At 40.2% G+C, this 17,726-nt stretch carries 21 protein-coding genes; 6 read left to right on the top strand and 15 right to left on the bottom strand.

Annotated elements, in window-relative coordinates:
• Positions 1 to 306 precede the first annotated feature (306 nt).
• From ptsP to N6A79_RS15490, 10 genes are all read right to left on the bottom strand, one after another.
• Positions 307 to 2,322 (bottom strand): phosphoenolpyruvate--protein phosphotransferase, encoded by a 2,016-nt coding sequence (gene ptsP, locus N6A79_RS15535; protein WP_263499763.1) that lies wholly within the window; start codon positions 2,320 to 2,322, stop codon positions 307 to 309.
• A 64-nt stretch (positions 2,323 to 2,386) separates the two neighbouring features.
• Positions 2,387 to 4,318: a BglG family transcription antiterminator gene (locus N6A79_RS15530; RefSeq protein WP_263499762.1), complete on the bottom strand. Its 1,932-nt coding sequence runs from the start codon at positions 4,316 to 4,318 to the stop codon at positions 2,387 to 2,389.
• A 115-nt stretch (positions 4,319 to 4,433) separates the two neighbouring features.
• The gene (gene dagF / locus N6A79_RS15525; RefSeq protein WP_263499761.1) at positions 4,434 to 5,174 is read right to left on the bottom strand and encodes a 2-dehydro-3-deoxy-phosphogluconate aldolase; all 741 of its coding nucleotides are present in this window, start codon (positions 5,172 to 5,174) and stop codon (positions 4,434 to 4,436) included.
• 1 nt (position 5,175) lies between these two features.
• Positions 5,176 to 6,288, bottom strand: a complete 1,113-nt coding sequence (locus N6A79_RS15520; RefSeq protein ID WP_263499760.1) for a DgaE family pyridoxal phosphate-dependent ammonia lyase — start codon at positions 6,286 to 6,288, stop codon at positions 5,176 to 5,178.
• The gene (locus N6A79_RS15515; protein ID WP_263499759.1) at positions 6,272 to 7,408 is read right to left on the bottom strand and encodes an amidohydrolase/deacetylase family metallohydrolase; all 1,137 of its coding nucleotides are present in this window, start codon (positions 7,406 to 7,408) and stop codon (positions 6,272 to 6,274) included. Before N6A79_RS15515 ends, N6A79_RS15520 begins: the two co-directional genes overlap by 17 nt.
• A gap of 79 nt (positions 7,409 to 7,487) precedes the next feature.
• Positions 7,488 to 8,156, bottom strand: coding sequence for a DUF4310 family protein (locus N6A79_RS15510; RefSeq protein ID WP_263499758.1), 669 nt, complete (start codon positions 8,154 to 8,156; stop codon positions 7,488 to 7,490).
• An 8-nt stretch (positions 8,157 to 8,164) separates the two neighbouring features.
• Positions 8,165 to 8,941, bottom strand: coding sequence for a DUF4311 domain-containing protein (locus N6A79_RS15505; protein WP_263499757.1), 777 nt, complete (start codon positions 8,939 to 8,941; stop codon positions 8,165 to 8,167).
• A 31-nt stretch (positions 8,942 to 8,972) separates the two neighbouring features.
• Entirely contained in the window at positions 8,973 to 9,266 is a 294-nt protein-coding gene (locus N6A79_RS15500) for a DUF4312 family protein (protein WP_262080946.1), read from the bottom strand.
• 3 nt (positions 9,267 to 9,269) lie between these two features.
• A complete protein-coding gene (locus N6A79_RS15495) occupies positions 9,270 to 9,632 on the bottom strand; it encodes a glycine-rich SFCGS family protein (RefSeq protein WP_262080947.1) in 363 nt (120 codons plus the stop codon).
• A 129-nt stretch (positions 9,633 to 9,761) separates the two neighbouring features.
• Entirely contained in the window at positions 9,762 to 10,097 is a 336-nt protein-coding gene (locus N6A79_RS15490; RefSeq protein ID WP_262080948.1) for a PRD domain-containing protein, read from the bottom strand.
• Positions 10,098 to 10,641: 544 nt separating this feature from the next.
• Between N6A79_RS15490 and N6A79_RS15485 the strand changes: the two genes are divergently transcribed.
• From N6A79_RS15485 to N6A79_RS15475, 3 genes are all read left to right on the top strand, one after another.
• A complete protein-coding gene (locus tag N6A79_RS15485) occupies positions 10,642 to 11,697 on the top strand; it encodes a replication initiator protein A (protein WP_262080949.1) in 1,056 nt (351 codons plus the stop codon).
• A gap of 107 nt (positions 11,698 to 11,804) precedes the next feature.
• Positions 11,805 to 12,059, top strand: coding sequence for a ribbon-helix-helix domain-containing protein (locus N6A79_RS15480; RefSeq protein WP_262080950.1), 255 nt, complete (start codon positions 11,805 to 11,807; stop codon positions 12,057 to 12,059).
• Position 12,060: 1 nt separating this feature from the next.
• Entirely contained in the window at positions 12,061 to 12,378 is a 318-nt protein-coding gene (locus tag N6A79_RS15475; protein ID WP_262080951.1) for a type II toxin-antitoxin system RelE/ParE family toxin, read from the top strand.
• A 124-nt stretch (positions 12,379 to 12,502) separates the two neighbouring features.
• Here the strand turns inward: N6A79_RS15475 and N6A79_RS15470 are convergent, their stop codons facing one another.
• Together N6A79_RS15470 and N6A79_RS15465 are read right to left on the bottom strand one after the other, a co-directional pair.
• A complete protein-coding gene (locus N6A79_RS15470) occupies positions 12,503 to 12,901 on the bottom strand; it encodes a stability/partitioning determinant (RefSeq protein ID WP_263499754.1) in 399 nt (132 codons plus the stop codon).
• Complete coding sequence (locus N6A79_RS15465) at positions 12,902 to 13,588, bottom strand: ParA family protein (protein ID WP_262080953.1); 687 nt, start codon at positions 13,586 to 13,588, stop codon at positions 12,902 to 12,904.
• Between the two features lie 253 nt (positions 13,589 to 13,841).
• On the opposite strand from N6A79_RS15465, the gene N6A79_RS15460 reads away from it, so the two are divergent.
• The 3 genes from N6A79_RS15460 to N6A79_RS15450 all read left to right on the top strand — a co-directional run bounded on the left by N6A79_RS15460 (position 13,842) and on the right by N6A79_RS15450 (position 15,745).
• Positions 13,842 to 14,372, top strand: a complete 531-nt coding sequence (locus tag N6A79_RS15460; protein WP_263499755.1) for a hypothetical protein — start codon at positions 13,842 to 13,844, stop codon at positions 14,370 to 14,372.
• A 287-nt stretch (positions 14,373 to 14,659) separates the two neighbouring features.
• The gene (locus N6A79_RS15455) at positions 14,660 to 15,346 is read left to right on the top strand and encodes a ParA family protein (protein WP_262080953.1); all 687 of its coding nucleotides are present in this window, start codon (positions 14,660 to 14,662) and stop codon (positions 15,344 to 15,346) included.
• Complete coding sequence (locus N6A79_RS15450) at positions 15,347 to 15,745, top strand: stability/partitioning determinant (RefSeq protein WP_263499754.1); 399 nt, start codon at positions 15,347 to 15,349, stop codon at positions 15,743 to 15,745. It begins immediately after the preceding gene.
• 124 nt (positions 15,746 to 15,869) lie between these two features.
• Here the strand turns inward: N6A79_RS15450 and N6A79_RS15445 are convergent, their stop codons facing one another.
• The 3 genes from N6A79_RS15445 to N6A79_RS15435 form a co-directional block, all read right to left on the bottom strand.
• Positions 15,870 to 16,187 (bottom strand): type II toxin-antitoxin system RelE/ParE family toxin, encoded by a 318-nt coding sequence (locus N6A79_RS15445; RefSeq protein WP_262080951.1) that lies wholly within the window; start codon positions 16,185 to 16,187, stop codon positions 15,870 to 15,872.
• A 1-nt stretch (position 16,188) separates the two neighbouring features.
• On the bottom strand, positions 16,189 to 16,443 hold the full coding sequence (locus tag N6A79_RS15440) for a ribbon-helix-helix domain-containing protein (protein WP_262080950.1): 255 nt from the start codon (positions 16,441 to 16,443) through the stop codon (positions 16,189 to 16,191).
• A gap of 107 nt (positions 16,444 to 16,550) precedes the next feature.
• Positions 16,551 to 17,606 (bottom strand): replication initiator protein A, encoded by a 1,056-nt coding sequence (locus N6A79_RS15435; protein ID WP_262080949.1) that lies wholly within the window; start codon positions 17,604 to 17,606, stop codon positions 16,551 to 16,553.
• Positions 17,607 to 17,726 lie beyond the last annotated feature (120 nt).

Genomic DNA, 17,726 nt, shown 5'->3' with positions numbered 1-17,726 from the left:
TAAGATTATTTCGAATGAAATAACTCTATGATATTTTAAATATACAGAATGTAAAATTGGTGGAGCTCTTCGACTTGTCAATTAAAGTTATTTTTTTAAGAGACAGAAAATTACCAATAGGTTTTGCAACAAACATTGAAAATATTTATATTGATTAGCGTTTCTTGATTAAAATCATTAGGCCTGCCGCAAATTGTAATTGCGGCAGGCCTAGAATTTTCTTGATTTGACTAAATTTGCTGTTCCCAAGACTTTAGGAAAAAGGATGTCATTTCTATTGAACAAATTTACAGCTAAATTTGCGCCCTAGCGTTGTTGTTGTTTTAAAGCTTTACGAACAGCATCGGTATCGTCAAGAGTTAAAATATTTTCTGCCAATTTCTGGCAATCTGATAAGCTCCACCGAGAAATAATCGCTTTGATCTCTGCTATGACCGGTGTACTACAAGAAAGTTCCTTTACACCAAGTCCTAATAATAAAGGCGTTGCAAGAGGTTCAGAAGCAAGGCCACCACAAACACCAACCCATTTGCCATGTTGTGCTGCACCTTTACACGTTACATCAATTGCCGTTAATACAGCTGGATGTAAAGCATCGGCATAACGCGCCAATTCGGGATGCCCCCGATCCATGGCTAAGACATATTGCGTCAGGTCATTGGTGCCAATCGAAAAGAAATCAACTTCGGCAGCAAAACGCTCGGCTAAGAATGCGACAGATGGTACCTCGACCATAATGCCCACTTTAACGCCACTGACACCGAGCTTTTCGCATTCCTCCTCGACAATTTTTTTAGAAGCCCGCAATTCAGCAATCGAGGTAATCATGGGGAACATAATATGTAATTTACATAAACCCGCAGCTTGCAAGATAGCTCTAATTTGAATACGCAATAAATCAGGTCGTACGATGCCAACGCGAATTCCTCTTAACCCCAAAAATGGATTATCTTCAGCAGGTAGCGGCAGATAACTCAATGGTTTATCACCCCCCACATCAAGGGTGCGAATGACCAAGGGTTTATCTTTGCCTAGCGCATTGGCAATTGCGCAATATTCGCGCTTTTGCTCGACTTCATCAGGTGCTGTTGCCTTATCTGCAAATAAAAACTCCGTACGTAAAAGACCAACACCTTCAGCACCATGCTCAATAGCTTCGCGTGCATCATTTGCATTTCGAATATTAGCAACAACCTCAACCCTGCAACCATCTTTCGTATAGGCTTGCTGATGGGCCACAGCTTGATCTGCCTTTTGGCGCGCAGCGATACGATCTTGTTCATCATGGGCTTGTTGAATATCTTGTTCACTAGGATTAATATTTAAAAATCCTTGTGAAGCATCCATCATAACCAATAAATCATCAGGTAAAGATAAAGCGCGTTGAGAAATTCCGCAAATAGCCGGTATTCCTAGTGAGCGAGCAAGAATAGCGACATGACTGGTTGCACCGCCAGTACGCGTACAAAAGCCAACCACCCGTGCAGGATCAAGGGCAACAGTATCCGATGGCGTTAAATCTTCTGCGACAAGGATTGACCCTTCAGGAACTTCAATTTTCTTTAAATCTGTACCTGCCAATATAGCCAAAACCCGCCGCCCTATATCGCGAATATCCGTCGCACGTTCGCGTAGCAAATTATTTTCTTGCGATTCAAGCTTAGCAGAATAAGCACTAAATGCCGCCCGCCACGCAAAAGCTGCTGTTTTCTTTTCCGCTAAGCCTGCATAAGTCAACGCTAGTAAATCTGGATCTTGCAATAATTCTTGATGGGCACTTAAAATAGCTTGTTTGGCACTACTACCAAGAGCGGCTTTTATAACTTCAATTTGTCCAGAAGCTTCCACCAAAGCATCTTCAAATAATTGTTGTTCTTTTTTTGAGTCATCGGCATATTCATGAATATCGAATTGCTGCAATTTATATTGAAACACTTTGCCAATTGCTATGCCGGGTGAAGCTGCAACACCGGTTAAGATTGTTTTTGTTTCTGCTAAAACTGTTGTCGCAAGATCTGCAATAATTTCTTCTGGTGCTTCCTCGTCATGTTCACCACAGCGATCGTTGATTAAATTAGTCAAATCATCAATAGCTTGGCTTGCATCATCGCCTATGGCTTCGATTTGGATTAAGTCGCCTTTGCGTGTTGAAAGCCCCATAATCGCAACAACTGACTTACCATTCACTTTCTTATTATTGACAATTAAATTAATGGCAGATGCAAATGTTTTCGCTTTACTGGCAAAAACAGCGGCAGGGCGCGCATGCAAACCCGCAGGATTTAAAATGTTAAGTTCTGGCGAAATAAGTTTTTCACACATTATGGTGCCCTTTTTAAATAAGCGTGAAGCGGTTGATCTTATTACGTAAAATAAAAACCAACATTTAAGAAATATCAGGAACTAAAACTGATAAAGCGTTTTTTTTAAAACATTGAAAATCTTTGCATTGAGCTAAAATTGCTGCAGCTCGGTCGCGAAGTATTGAGATAAAAATGTCGTAAATTGACAATACTTTTTCATATTCCGCCTTACTAATAGCAATGAGAAATATTAAACGAGCAATTTCCCCGCCCCCCCACTCAATGCCATGTGGTGCTAAAACGGTGTAAATTGTGGTTTTTTGTGCAAATAGTCCCAATGCGTGCGGCAGCGCAATGCCATCACCCAGCATCGTGCTGACTATCGCTTCACGTTCCTGCACAGATGATAAAAACCGCTCATCAACATAGCCCTCTTGTGCCAATTGTCCGCAAATATAAGCAAAAAGCTTATCGCGCGTCATAGTTTTATCCGCGACCAAGAAATGTTTTTCGGAAAAATATTGGTCTAATATATAGGGGCGAGTACGGTCGATTTTTGCCAATTTTGCCAATTGTTCTATTTGAAAAGAAGTTGGAAAGTTTGATATAACCACCACTGGTGCATTCTTATTTTCAACTTTTGTATTAGCGATTACAAAATCTTCCTTAACCACATCAAGATGATTATAATCTTGACAATTCATAGAATTTCTAATTTCAACTTGCGGAAAATGGCGCTGAATTAAAGCCTCAAGGTTGCGTAAAGTTGCATTGCCGCTGTCACAAACTAAAAGAGCGCGTGGATAGCGCACATAGCCAATTTGATAGTGGCGTTCCAATCCAACCCCAATATGTAAAACGAGAAACCCCATTTCGTTTTCTGAAATAGTATAAGATGAATGTTTTGACCAATTTGAAATTGCCAATAAGGTCATATCATAAGCAAGAGCATAGTTTTGTTTAATATCATCTAACACCGGATTAGGGAGATCAATTTGATAACGAACCCGTGTTATCATTGGACGAATATGAGTGACTAAATCCTGCAGCAATTGCTCATCATGACGTAAATCATAGCTGTAATGCTTATTGATGTAAGCTAATATAAAATGAGCCAAATCTTTAGCATCATCGCCATTAATATCATCTGGTAGTGTTTGGGCAGTTGCACGCCCCGCAATATTTGCTTTTAAAAATGCAATTTCTGCAACCGACAATTTCCGGCTTGTCAAAGTGGACAAAAATTCGCCAATGGTTTGTGCTGCGCGGTTGATTTCCTCGCCCATTTCACCAACACTAAAACTTTCGATAGGGAAGTTCTCTACTATTCTTTTGGCAGCAACAGCACAATAAAGTGTTAAAAACTGCAATCCTTCATCCGTTAGGCGCAAGGTAGCAGTACTTAAAACCTGTGAAATTTTTGAACGTGTTATTTCTAATGCATCCGCTAAAACAATATCATAGGCTAAAATCGGGTGGTCGCTATTAATACGCGAAATAGAACGTAGAATATCAGTCAAACATAATCGAATTGCGGTTTCAGCCCCTACCAATTTCATGCCATGCCTTGGGCGGATTTCTATAACTAAGCCATAATCACTAAGTTTTTGTCTAACATCAGCAAGATCTGTTTGTAAGGCGGCTCTGCTACAGCCCCATTTATCAGCAAGGCTTTGCAAGTTTAATGAATAAGATGATGTTAAGAACGTCACCAGTAAATACATAATCCGCTCGCTTGCACTGCGCGGTATATATTTATTGAAAATTTCTTGTTGGTTTGTACCTTCAAAAATAGAGACATCATCAGTTTCTAGATGATACCCTTTATTCCGTTGTAAAATGAAACGTGCACCATGATCCGCCAAAATAGAATTAATTATATCAATATCATTACGTATGGTGCGGGTTGATACCGACAGACGGCGGGCAAGTTCATCTTGCGGTAAAACAGTATCACGCAATTCTTCAAAAAGTTTTTCAAGTCGCAGATAAGGAAACTTAACGGCACCGGGCATAGAATCCTCCTCTCACACTTCATCATTTGACGCAAAATTGCAGACTGGTTTAACCGTAAATATTGTGTTACCTAGCCTATTATTAGAATATTCTAAATAACACAATAGGATGTTATTAGCCAAGAAGGTCTTTGGTCATAGCCAATAATTGGCGCACATCTTCAGGCCGTGTATTACCTGTATCTTTATCAATAATAGAGCTATAAATATGCGGAATTATCTTTTTAACGCCAGCTTCTAGGGCTATGCGTAATATTTCGCTATAATTATCAAGATCAATACCGCCAGTTGGCTCCAATATAAAGTCTTTTGCTGCACATGCTTTAGCAACAACTTCAAATTCATCGCGGCTCTTTACCCCACCCATCGGAAAATACTTTAATGAGCTTGCGCCCATATCTTTCGCCATAGCAATTGCTGTTTCAACATCAATAATTGCTGGGGTCTCTTTTGAGCTAAGCGGACCGGTTGAAACACATACTTTGCCCACAATACCTGTTGGCGAAATAAGCGAGTTAACCAAGGTTTCATTTTGACGCAAGAGTTGGCGGGTACCCGATACGCCGGTAAAGACTTGATTAACATGCTGCGGCTGCAATTGTTCAGCAATAAGGCTAACTATGGTTGACTGAGCTGGATCACCTGCGCCAAGCCCTACTGATACGGCATTATCGATAAGGGCCGCATAGTCGCGCATATCGCTAAGGGCTGCTTCTACTGTTGGATAATTTTTTGATAAAACACCAACAAGCACATAGGTTTCGCCAGCTTCATACACTTCAATTGCATTTTGTTTCGAACCTGCAAGGACATTGAGGCACACACGATCTTTATAATAATTTGCGCTAAGTTTCATATTATTCTCCTGATGCAAAATCTTTAAATATTTGAGCAAGCCAAGCCAACTGTTCGTTATTTACACTGCGAACATCGACTTCTAAGCGGCCTTCATTGGCGTGATATTCACGAAAATAAACTGCTGGGCTGGCTTTTTGAAAAGCTTTGGCAACCGCAAGCGCATTATGGCCGTAAAGATCTGGATCAATGGTAATTTCTGCTCTAACAATGTCTCGGCCTGCATCATCGCGTATAATGGCGGCATGCAATCCGGTTACGTCATTAATCGCGCTTAAAAAAGGTTGTAATCTTTCGCTCATTTGCGCACCTGTTTCTGGTGTTTCTTGCAAATAACGTTCAATAGCAACAGTAAGACCAATAATGCCTTCTTTGCCAATTTTCATGGCGCGCCCAATACCTTGGGATTGTAACTTTACCCAATCGATATATTGTTTTTTGCCAAGCACCAAACCACTGGTTGGCCCCTCAATTGCTTTTGCGCCACTATAAATAACCAATTCCGCGCCCATTTCATAATAAACGCGCAAATCAACTTCTGCTGCCGCATCAACAATGATTGGCACATTATGGGCTTTAGCAACCGCAACCGCTTGTTCAGCACTCAACACACTTTTTTGTAAAGAATGTGCCGATTTAACAAACATGATGGCTGCGGTATTAGGTGTAATTGCCATGGCTAACTGCTCAGCTGAGCATTCATTGCCCCAACCAGCTTCAACAACTGTACCGCCGCCAAGTTCAATCATTGTGCCAACGGGAGCACCAAAATTGACATTATGTCCTTTTGGAATAACAATTTCTCTTGGTACGGATTGCTTATTACTGTGTAGATTAAAAACCAAATTTTTATTGTCTTTGGTAATTACGGCTGCAACCGTTTGAGCAATACCTGCCGAAGCACACGATACAACAAGTGCCGCTTCAACATTTAATAAACTTGCAATATATTCGCCGGTTTTATCAACCAAATCAGCCATTTCAAAATATTCGCCCAAGGCATGAGATACGGCATCACGCACTTGTGGATGGGGAGTTGAAACGCCAAGCTTGGTCATACGACCTGACACATTAATAACAGGCTTTACATTATATTTTTCATAAATCGATGTCATGATTGCTTTCTCCCTCGCGTGTTGGGAATAATTCACCTGCAACCACAGCGGCAAGCGGAACAAAATTTTGTTGGCATTTTTGGCTAACGCCCTCGCTATCAAGTGCGTTTTGCGGTTGATTAGAAATATTAAAAAGGGTTAAATCCGCATCATAACCAACTTCTAAACGCCCTTTATTGGCGATTTTAAAGGTAGTACTGACATTGCTCGTTACGCTTGTAATAATTTTTTCTAATGACATGCCAAGCATTAAAAACTTAGACATAACTGCGGCCAAGCCATAAACGGGACCATTTATTCTATTCTTACAATAAATATCAGAGCTAATAGTATTAGGATAAATATTTATATCCATTGCCTGCTTGGCAATTTTAAACGAAAAACTAGCGCCGCCATGGCCAACATCAAGTACCATGCCGCGATCAAGCGCCGCTTTAGTTGCGCTGCGCAATTGGCCTTCAGGTGTTAAAATACCGTTGGGTTTGCCATGATAGCAATGAGTTAATATATCTCCCTGCCCTAAATATTCAAGAATATTATCAACCATCGGTGGCTTGTTACCAAAGTGCACCATTAAGGGAATATTATTGTTTTCTCTTTGGATTTGCTTTGCCATTTCTAATGGTTTTAAACCATTATCGCCAATGACGCTGCCGCTCATGCGTGCCTTTATACCAAGAATAAATCCGCAGTGTTTACAGATGGTTTGCCCTGCCAATGGAATATCTATATCATTAAGATTAGCTAATTCGTGTTGTGTAATTAAGCCAATACGAGAAATATTAAGAAGTGCTTTTACATTGGTTTTATATTTTTTGCATAACAAGCGAAAAGCGTCAATATCATCAGCACCAGTACTACCTGCATCAATAACAGTGGTTACACCACCAGCAATGCCAATAGCATCAGGGTCATCAAAGTAAATAGGAGAATTTGGATTACAATGAACGTGACTATCAATCCAGCCAGCACTTAAATAGGTTTGACCTTTCAGATCTATTACACGTTTTGCCGCTAAACCATTTTCTTGATGAATAGAAGTAATTTTTTTATCTGTAATAGCAATATGTTTGATTTCACCATTTGCTAAACGCGCATTTTCGAACAATATATCAAACATTGACTTACCTAAGATTTTTTTAAAAGAAATTTAAAAAGGCTGAAAGGCGCCGTTATAAAACGTGCCTTTCAGCTTCCCCCTATCCAAGAATAGTAATTGGAAAGAACCAACCAAAGAGCATAGCACCTAAAATAGCACCACCGGTGATAGGTTTATTCCAAAGATGGAAAATAAGTGCACCAATGAGAGATCCAACGCCAATGGGAATAGATGCCTGCATGGCAGCAAGAATAATCAATGGCCCAAGAAAGCGACCTGAAGAATTACCTGCCCCCATCATAACATCAGCCCCATAGGTAGAATTGCCTTGACCAATGGTGAATTTACGCGCGAAAATAATAATCCCACCAATGACAAGACCTAAAATAAAACCTGTTAGCAAGGAGGGAATAAAATTTTCGATAGGCCAAACAAAACCAAATGATAGAAAGAGGGCTGGAATTCCAAGGCCCACGCCGGTCATAATAGCGCCGCCAATATCAAGAATACCAACAAGTGAGCCTTCAATGATACGGGCAAATAAAAAGCTTGCACCAAAGGCCGCAACTGCACCATATACGCCGGTATTTATGCCATCGGCAAGCATGGCAACGAAAGCAACTTCATTAAATGCGCCCACCTTATAGACATAATACATATGAGTGCCGGCAAAAACTCCCGCAGATAGCACACCAACAAGAATAGGAAATAACCATTCGCTAAACCAAACATTTGGTTTTACTTCAGTATGAGTAGCATCTTGCATCATAATTCTCCCTATTTACCGCTGATTTTACCGTGAACATCGGATAACCATTCAGGAACGGTTAAATGGAACTGCGTTAATAGTTGCATATCAAAACCACGGAAAAATGCACTTAATGCAAATAGACAAATAATGGCCGCAAACATGATTTTAACCACATGGTTCCAACCGCCGTCATCAATACCTTTTCCAAGTAAAATACCAAGCACTATACCTGGCACTGCATTACCCATAATCATATGAGCAAGCCCCCCAAATAAAGTACCCCAAAAACCCGCCCGCTTACTTGCGCCAATTGCTGCAAGCCAGAAAATAACCGGCATTGCAATATTAACGAGAGTATTGGCAGCAGGCACAAGCACCATAACCGCAGTAATACGCAATTCTTCAGGCACTGCCGCAGCGGTTGTATTCAAAAATGCAATAACAATTGCGCCAATGATACCGCAAGCAATAGCCATCTTACGCGGATCATGCATTGTTTGTGCAACATTGCGATTTTTCATTAAAAGAACCGCAGCCCCCCAGTTTGGGATAATACGATGATCAACATCTTGTGTCGCTGCACCAGAGGCAACAATTGATGCCCATGCATTAAAGAAAAAACCTAAGCCAAATGAAAAATGGGCAGCCGGATCTCCCTCGCAGGCATTCATTTCACCTAATGTGCGAAATGCACCCATACCTTGAACTGTTGGGGCATGAAACATACGAGCAGCGCCGGCGCCAACCGCAGTACCAATAAAGCCACCTATGATCAGCGACTTTATAAGAATTATGAAATCCATTATTTTGATCTCCCTCAGCAAGACCGATCAATTATCTTTTAAATTCAATATGATCCGTCTCAATTACGCTCACCTGAACGGTCACCTTCAATTTGACGTAATATTGCTTGCGTTCACGTGGTAAAAATATGAATAAAAAACGATCAACGCGCGTCATTTCGCGTGCTTCTAATACGTAAACATCTTGTGGTTGAATACGAACAAGAACGTTATCTCCCTTCTTTCCAACCGCACGTTGTGTACCCGAAAGGGCTGCCGCAAATGCATGTTGCTTGGTCTGCCCTTTGCCAGATACTTCTACGTCTAATTCGAAGGTTTTTAGCATGCTCTAAAGTCCGTGCTTTTTCTTATAGGCTTCAACAAGCTTTTCACCTAGTTCCTCTGTGTCCATAAAACCAAAGCCAAGAACGACAAAGTCTTCATTTATGGCAGATACACCATCTTCAACTGAGCGTAAGCTGTGTTTTGCCTTATAGCCATATTTAGATTGAGCTGTAATTGCGCCGGCTCCACCGCTACCACAAAAAGAAATACCAAGGGTTGCTTGCTCTGCATTCATGACATCGCCAAGCTTCATGTCAGCTGCAATACCAGGGATAACAATAGCCTTTGCCCCAGCAGCTTCTGCACCGGCAGCAACTTTTTGACCTTTTCCTAAACGATCGCCTATAACAATAGTGATTTCTGACATGAGTGACGTCCCATTCCTAATGAATTGAAAAATATGTGTTTATTGTTTTAAACAAAGCCCAGAATGTATTTTTTTATATATTTTGAATTAGTCGGATAATTAATGTTAATGATCTAGCCCTTTTGCACTTTAAAGGTCTTGCGCAACCTCAAAATGAATGGACAACAAGTAAGTTTCGTCATCAGACAGGCCATCAAACAGGCCAACAATTTCACGCGCTGTAGAAATAGATTTTTCAGAAACTTCGTCAAAAAGACTTTTATCAAACTCAGGTAAAGTTTCATTGGTTAAAGCGCGCCGAGCCATTGCAAAGACATGAGCGGATAGCTTTTCTATCTGCTCATCATCCATAGCTTTACCATTCCTTTGTAGAATGTCCGGAATTTTTACCATGGCATTTGTTGCCAAAGTTTGAATTTGTGTAGCTATCGTTTCAGTAGCATTTGTCTGTAGTTGATTTGACATGGACACTTCCATTTTTTAATTTATCGACTTATCAAAACACAGCTGAAAATATCTTCAATTGATTTTTTTTCCGCTACAAAACGGAAAAAAGGCAAGCCACACAACTATCTATTTGTTTTGAATTAATTTTTAAAATTGAAAAGAGGAAATTTAGTGTCAAAAATAGGGCATATTGCAAGCTAATATAAGCCAAAGATAAAATGATTTTGTTGTAAAATTAGATATGCGGCTTATCTTGGATAAGAAAAATTGCTGAAATAAAATTATGACATAAGTTTGATTGAGTGGGTTCCGGCTAGTTCTTGATGATCATTAGTTTTTATTGGTTAAAAACTTATCCACAGGGTACTGGTGTTAAATATTGAGTTAAATATAGTGTTAAGGGGAATCTTAGTTTTGTTAAGTTTTTGTTTTTAATGAAGAAAAGTGTGTTTTATTTTGCGGTTTGGTACCTAATACCACGAACTTTGGTACCTAAAATCTTGATATTGGCACCTGATAACACGAATCTTGACAACGGTACCTAAAAACACGAATATAGGCTATGGAACCTGATAACACGAATAGATTCTCTCAGCTTATACCCGATCGTCATCCGCAACATGATTTGTTCATTTGTGATGTGTCTGATGCTGTTTTGAAAGATGTGATGCAACATTTGGAGCATCCCTTTTATTCTCTATCCAAAAAGCCGGAAACCTGTGTGCGCCGTTATGAGCATAATGGCCATTGGTTGGAAATTACGCCAAGTGTTAAAGGCCTTGCGACTATTTATGATAAAGATATCCTGATTTATTGTATTTCGCAGATTATGCATAAGATCAAACAAGGAAAGCCGGTTTCACAGCGCGTTCGGATTAATAGTCGTGATTTATTGATGTTTACCAATCGTGGTACATCGGGGCGTGATTATATGGCATTGATTGAAGCCCTTGATCGGCTTGAAGGCACCCGCATTCGCACGAATATTGTAACGGGTGACGAAGAACAGATTGATGGTTTTGGTTTGATTGATGCTTCCTCTATTCGTCGTAAACACGGTCTTGATGGCCGTTTATTATGGTGTGAAGTTAAATTATCCGATTGGGTTTTTAGTGCAATTGAAGCACAAGAAGTTTTAACTCTGCACCGCGATTATTTCCGGTTGCGAAAACCACTTGAGCGGCGTGTTTATGAAATTGCCCGTAAGCATTGCGGTCAACAAGATAGCTGGAAAATAAGCCTTGCTTTATTGTTAAAGAAAACGGGTTCGCAAAGTTCAGAAAAACGGTTTCGTCAAATGATCCGCAATCTTGCCCAACACGATCATTTGCCAGATTATCATGTTGCTTTTGAAGCTGAGCATGACATGGTAATGTTTAAAAACCGTGGCACGATGAAAATCACCCATCATGTTGAAAATCGACCAATATGGACTGGGCAACTTAGTAGTGCTGTCTATGTTGATGCACGCGAAGCGGCACCTGGTTGGGATATTTATATGTTAGAAGATGAGTGGCGGGCTTGGCTTGCAGAAAATGAGATTACGCCCAATTATCCAGAAAAGCATTTTCTAAAATTTTGTTCAAGTTGGTTTTCAAAAAGAGGAAAGCCGGCTTAAGCCCCCCCCTGCTCTAGGGTCAGGACCTAACGCTTGATCTTATCATTGCTAAAAATATTCTTTTCTGCTATGTAAGTATATATAATTATATGTAATACAGGTGATTTATGCCCCGCACAACAATTATGACCGTTCGCCTTGGCGAAACATTAAGTGATTATGTATCCTCACAAGTTGGCGGTCATGGGTGCTATGATAATATAAGTGAATATGTACGTGATCTTATTCGTAAAGATAAGGCACAGCATGAAGCCCAAACCTTTGATCGCTTAAAAAGTGAATTACAATTGGCTTTTGCAGCTCCCGATGAAAGTTATTGTGCACTTTCAGCTGATGATATCATAAAGCGTAATCGCACGTAAGATGGCTCATTATCTCATTCAGGAAGCGGCAAGCTATCGTCTTGACGAGATTTACCGCTACAGCCAACATGTTTGGGGCGACACACAGGCAGAGGCTTATATTCGTGGTCTTTTTGATGCCTTTGATAAAATAGCCAATCAAACTCTTATATCGCGGGTTATTCCTGCAGAATTTGGTGTCAATGGCTATTTTTGCCGCTATCAGCATCATTATATCTATTGGAAACGACTTTCTTCAGGCGATGTTGGTATTGTGACCATCTTACATGAAAAGATGCATCAAAGTGAGCGGATACGAGAACTTTTTGATACGCCTTAGAGTGTGTTGTTTGATTGATTGTTAAAACAATAAAGCGCTTTTTTATTTTTTAATTTGTCGCACATCCAGCCCAAAAATTGAAACAACTTTTGGCAAAAATGCTTTTTAAAAAAAGCCCCCTGCCCTATTTGGCTTTATATTCTTTTTCTAACAAGGCAACAGCTTTTTCCAATGTTTCACCAAGTCCCCATTCTTGACTATCGGCAATGGCGCAAAAGGCTGCAATGGTTTCTGGTCGCGCTTTAAGATTGAACTGGGCATTGCGTCCAGTACGGCGGCGGCGAGGCAAAGCCACCTCTTCTTTTATGATTGGCGCTGCTTTTTTGGGTTCACGACTTTTAAAGCCTGCAGCTTTTGCAGCTTGACTTGCTATTTCACTAGCTAGCTGTTTGGTATCTTCTTCTTGACCATTTGATGAAATATCTTTCGCTTTATCCGCTTTCTTTTCTTTAGGCGCCCATTCATCAAGATTGAAATCATCCAAACTATCAGCAAAGCCAAGACTTGCTCTTTGTTTTGTCATTTATGCCCCCTGCCCGCTTTCATTGACTTGCTTTAATTTCGCTATAACTTCACCAGTGAATTCTTGCGCATTGATACGGGCCTTTTCAATATTATTAACTTGCTCATTGGTTAAGGCAGATAAAAGCCCACCATAATCAAAAATATCACGATAGGCAGCGCGTTCGACAATTGAAGTTTGAAAAACATCAATGCCGGCTTGATTGAGTTGATCGCGTACATTTTTAAACGAACGGGATATAACAGCTGCACTTGTGCGCGTGAATAAGATACTATGGGGAATGGGTCTTCGCGCGAGGCGTTCTTGATTGCGAATGAGCTTAATAGTTTTAGCCGCCCCTCTTGCATCCATAGAAGCGCCTTGAGCAGGAATAATCACTAAATCTGACATACCAATAGCATTAGCTACCATCAAGCTAGCCGTACCTTCCAAATCGACAATAACAAATTGCGCCTTCTCTGCCGCCTCTTCTATCGCATCAACAATGCTATCTTCGCTCACATCAGCAATAATGGTAATATTATCGGGCTTGCCATCCAACTTTCCCCATTGGGAAATCCACCGTTCAGGATCTGCATCGATGATGGTGACTTTTGCACCTCGGCTAGCAAGTTCGCTAGCAAGAAGCAACGCAGATGTGGTTTTGCCTGCCCCGCCCTTTGGATTTGCAAATGATATGGTTGGCATAATCATTCCCTTTTTTAATAATATTGACGCATAACTACATCATAGTAGCTAACAAATAGCTAACCGATATTAAAAAAGTACCAAAAGCCTATCAATAAACTATCAATATATTATCTGATAGCTATCTAGTAGCTGTTAGATATCAAGTATGGAATTCAATTAAAATATATTGTGAAAGTATTCGCCAGTCGCTTTTAAAAGTTATATAACTTGTTAAGTAAACATCGACGTAAAAAGAAAAGTTGAAAGAATTATGATAGCTAAAATTATAGCAACTGCTGTCTTTGCATTTACGTACCTGCCCTTCTTGGCTGCTGCCGATGATTTTGAAACAGAATATTACCAAACTTATTCGCGCTATAATGACGAATTGAAGAAAACAGTATATGTTGTTCAAAATGCCAATGGTCTAGATGGTTATGGTGGTCCCGATATTTATTTTGATTGTATACCTGGTGATGGTGGACGATTTAGGTATAAAATATGGGAGTTTGGCGGTTTTAAAAGTGGCATCACAGATATAAAGGTTACTTTTGACGAGATGAATAGTTTGATCATATCTGCTGAGGTAAGCGCAGGATCGCAGAGCGCCTTCATTTATGTTGATGATAAAATCGCTACAGCCCAAAATTTTCGTCAATTTATGGGATATTTGCAAAAAGCGAAGACAGTTAAATTTGAAACGACGTATCAAGGCGTAAATAATTCATACGCGTTTACTACCAATGATGGGGAATTGGGTGAAATGATCTCAGACGTTTTGAAGAAGTGTCAAATACAGTAAACTGGCTAACGGCTAAGATTATATTTATGTGATGATAAAATGATGGGTAGCAATTGGATCATTATCAATTCGTGCTAACTTATGCTTTGCTTCTAACTGTTATGCCTAAACATATTTTCCAAATATCTTGTAAATATCAATAAGATATCTAACAGCTACTAGATAGCTATCAGATAATATATTGATAGTTTATTGATAGGCTTTTGGTACTTTTTTAATATCGGTTAGCTATTTGTTAGCTACTATGATGTAGTTATGCGTCAATATTATTAAAAAAGGGAATGATTATGCCAACCATATCATTTGCAAATCCAAAGGGCGGGGCAGGCAAAACCACATCTGCGTTGCTTCTTGCTAGCGAACTTGCTAGCCGAGGTGCAAAAGTCACCATCATCGATGCAGATCCTGAACGGTGGATTTCCCAATGGGGAAAGTTGGATGGCAAGCCCGATAATATTACCATTATTGCTGATGTGAGCGAAGATAGCATTGTTGATGCGATAGAAGAGGCGGCAGAGAAGGCGCAATTTGTTATTGTCGATTTGGAAGGTACGGCTAGCTTGATGGTAGCTAATGCTATTGGTATGTCAGATTTAGTGATTATTCCTGCTCAAGGCGCTTCTATGGATGCAAGAGGGGCGGCTAAAACTATTAAGCTCATTCGCAATCAAGAACGCCTCGCGCGAAGACCCATTCCCCATAGTATCTTATTCACGCGCACAAGTGCAGCTGTTATATCCCGTTCGTTTAAAAATGTACGCGATCAACTCAATCAAGCCGGCATTGATGTTTTTCAAACTTCAATTGTCGAACGCGCTGCCTATCGTGATATTTTTGATTATGGTGGGCTTTTATCTGCCTTAACCAATGAGCAAGTTAATAATATTGAAAAGGCCCGTATCAATGCGCAAGAATTCACTGGTGAAGTTATAGCGAAATTAAAGCAAGTCAATGAAAGCGGGCAGGGGGCATAAATGACAAAACAAAGAGCAAGTCTTGGCTTTGCTGATAGTTTGGATGATTTCAATCTTGATGAATGGGCGCCTAAAGAAAAGAAAGCGGATAAAGCGAAAGATATTTCATCAAATGGTCAAGAAGAAGATACCAAACAGCTAGCTAGTGAAATAGCAAGTCAAGCTGCAAAAGCTGCAGGCTTTAAAAGTCGTGAACCCAAAAAAGCAGCGCCAATCATAAAAGAAGAGGTGGCTTTGCCTCGCCGCCGCCGTACTGGACGCAATGCCCAGTTCAATCTTAAAGCGCGACCAGAAACCATTGCAGCCTTTTGCGCCATTGCCGATAGTCAAGAATGGGGACTTGGTGAAACATTGGAAAAAGCTGTTGCCTTGTTAGAAAAAGAATATAAAGCCAAATAGGGCAGGGGGCTTTTTTTAAAAAGCATTTTTGCCAAAAGTTGTTTCAATTTTTGGGCTGGATGTGCGACAAATTAAAAAATAAAAAAGCGCTTTATTGTTTTAACAATCAATCAAACAACACACTCTAAGGCGTATCAAAAAGTTCTCGTATCCGCTCACTTTGATGCATCTTTTCATGTAAGATGGTCACAATACCAACATCGCCTGAAGAAAGTCGTTTCCAATAGATATAATGATGCTGATAGCGGCAAAAATAGCCATTGACACCAAATTCTGCAGGAATAACCCGCGATATAAGAGTTTGATTGGCTATTTTATCAAAGGCATCAAAAAGACCACGAATATAAGCCTCTGCCTGTGTGTCGCCCCAAACATGTTGGCTGTAGCGGTAAATCTCGTCAAGACGATAGCTTGCCGCTTCCTGAATGAGATAATGAGCCATCTTACGTGCGATTACGCTTTATGATATCATCAGCTGAAAGTGCACAATAACTTTCATCGGGAGCTGCAAAAGCCAATTGTAATTCACTTTTTAAGCGATCAAAGGTTTGGGCTTCATGCTGTGCCTTATCTTTACGAATAAGATCACGTACATATTCACTTATATTATCATAGCACCCATGACCGCCAACTTGTGAGGATACATAATCACTTAATGTTTCGCCAAGGCGAACGGTCATAATTGTTGTGCGGGGCATAAATCACCTGTATTACATATAATTATATATACTTACATAGCAGAAAAGAATATTTTTAGCAATGATAAGATCAAGCGTTAGGTCCTGACCCTAGAGCAGGGGGGGGCTTAAGCCGGCTTTCCTCTTTTTGAAAACCAACTTGAACAAAATTTTAGAAAATGCTTTTCTGGATAATTGGGCGTAATCTCATTTTCTGCAAGCCAAGCCCGCCACTCATCTTCTAACATATAAATATCCCAACCAGGTGCCGCTTCGCGTGCATCAACATAGACAGCACTACTAAGTTGCCCAGTCCATATTGGTCGATTTTCAACATGATGGGTGATTTTCATCGTGCCACGGTTTTTAAACATTACCATGTCATGCTCAGCTTCAAAAGCAACATGATAATCTGGCAAATGATCGTGTTGGGCAAGATTGCGGATCATTTGACGAAACCGTTTTTCTGAACTTTGCGAACCCGTTTTCTTTAACAATAAAGCAAGGCTTATTTTCCAGCTATCTTGTTGACCGCAATGCTTACGGGCAATTTCATAAACACGCCGCTCAAGTGGTTTTCGCAACCGGAAATAATCGCGGTGCAGAGTTAAAACTTCTTGTGCTTCAATTGCACTAAAAACCCAATCGGATAATTTAACTTCACACCATAATAAACGGCCATCAAGACCGTGTTTACGACGAATAGAGGAAGCATCAATCAAACCAAAACCATCAATCTGTTCTTCGTCACCCGTTACAATATTCGTGCGAATGCGGGTGCCTTCAAGCCGATCAAGGGCTTCAATCAATGCCATATAATCACGCCCCGATGTACCACGATTGGTAAACATCAATAAATCACGACTATTAATCCGAACGCGCTGTGAAACCGGCTTTCCTTGTTTGATCTTATGCATAATCTGCGAAATACAATAAATCAGGATATCTTTATCATAAATAGTCGCAAGGCCTTTAACACTTGGCGTAATTTCCAACCAATGGCCATTATGCTCATAACGGCGCACACAGGTTTCCGGCTTTTTGGATAGAGAATAAAAGGGATGCTCCAAATGTTGCATCACATCTTTCAAAACAGCATCAGACACATCACAAATGAACAAATCATGTTGCGGATGACGATCGGGTATAAGCTGAGAGAATCTATTCGTGTTATCAGGTTCCATAGCCTATATTCGTGTTTTTAGGTACCGTTGTCAAGATTCGTGTTATCAGGTGCCAATATCAAGATTTTAGGTACCAAAGTTCGTGGTATTAGGTACCAAACCGCAAAATAAAACACACTT

It is taken from the genome of Bartonella sp. HY761 (assembly GCF_026743145.1).
Classification (GTDB): Bacteria; Pseudomonadota; Alphaproteobacteria; order Rhizobiales; family Rhizobiaceae; genus HY038.
This window is presented reverse-complemented; position numbering and strand designations above follow the sequence as displayed.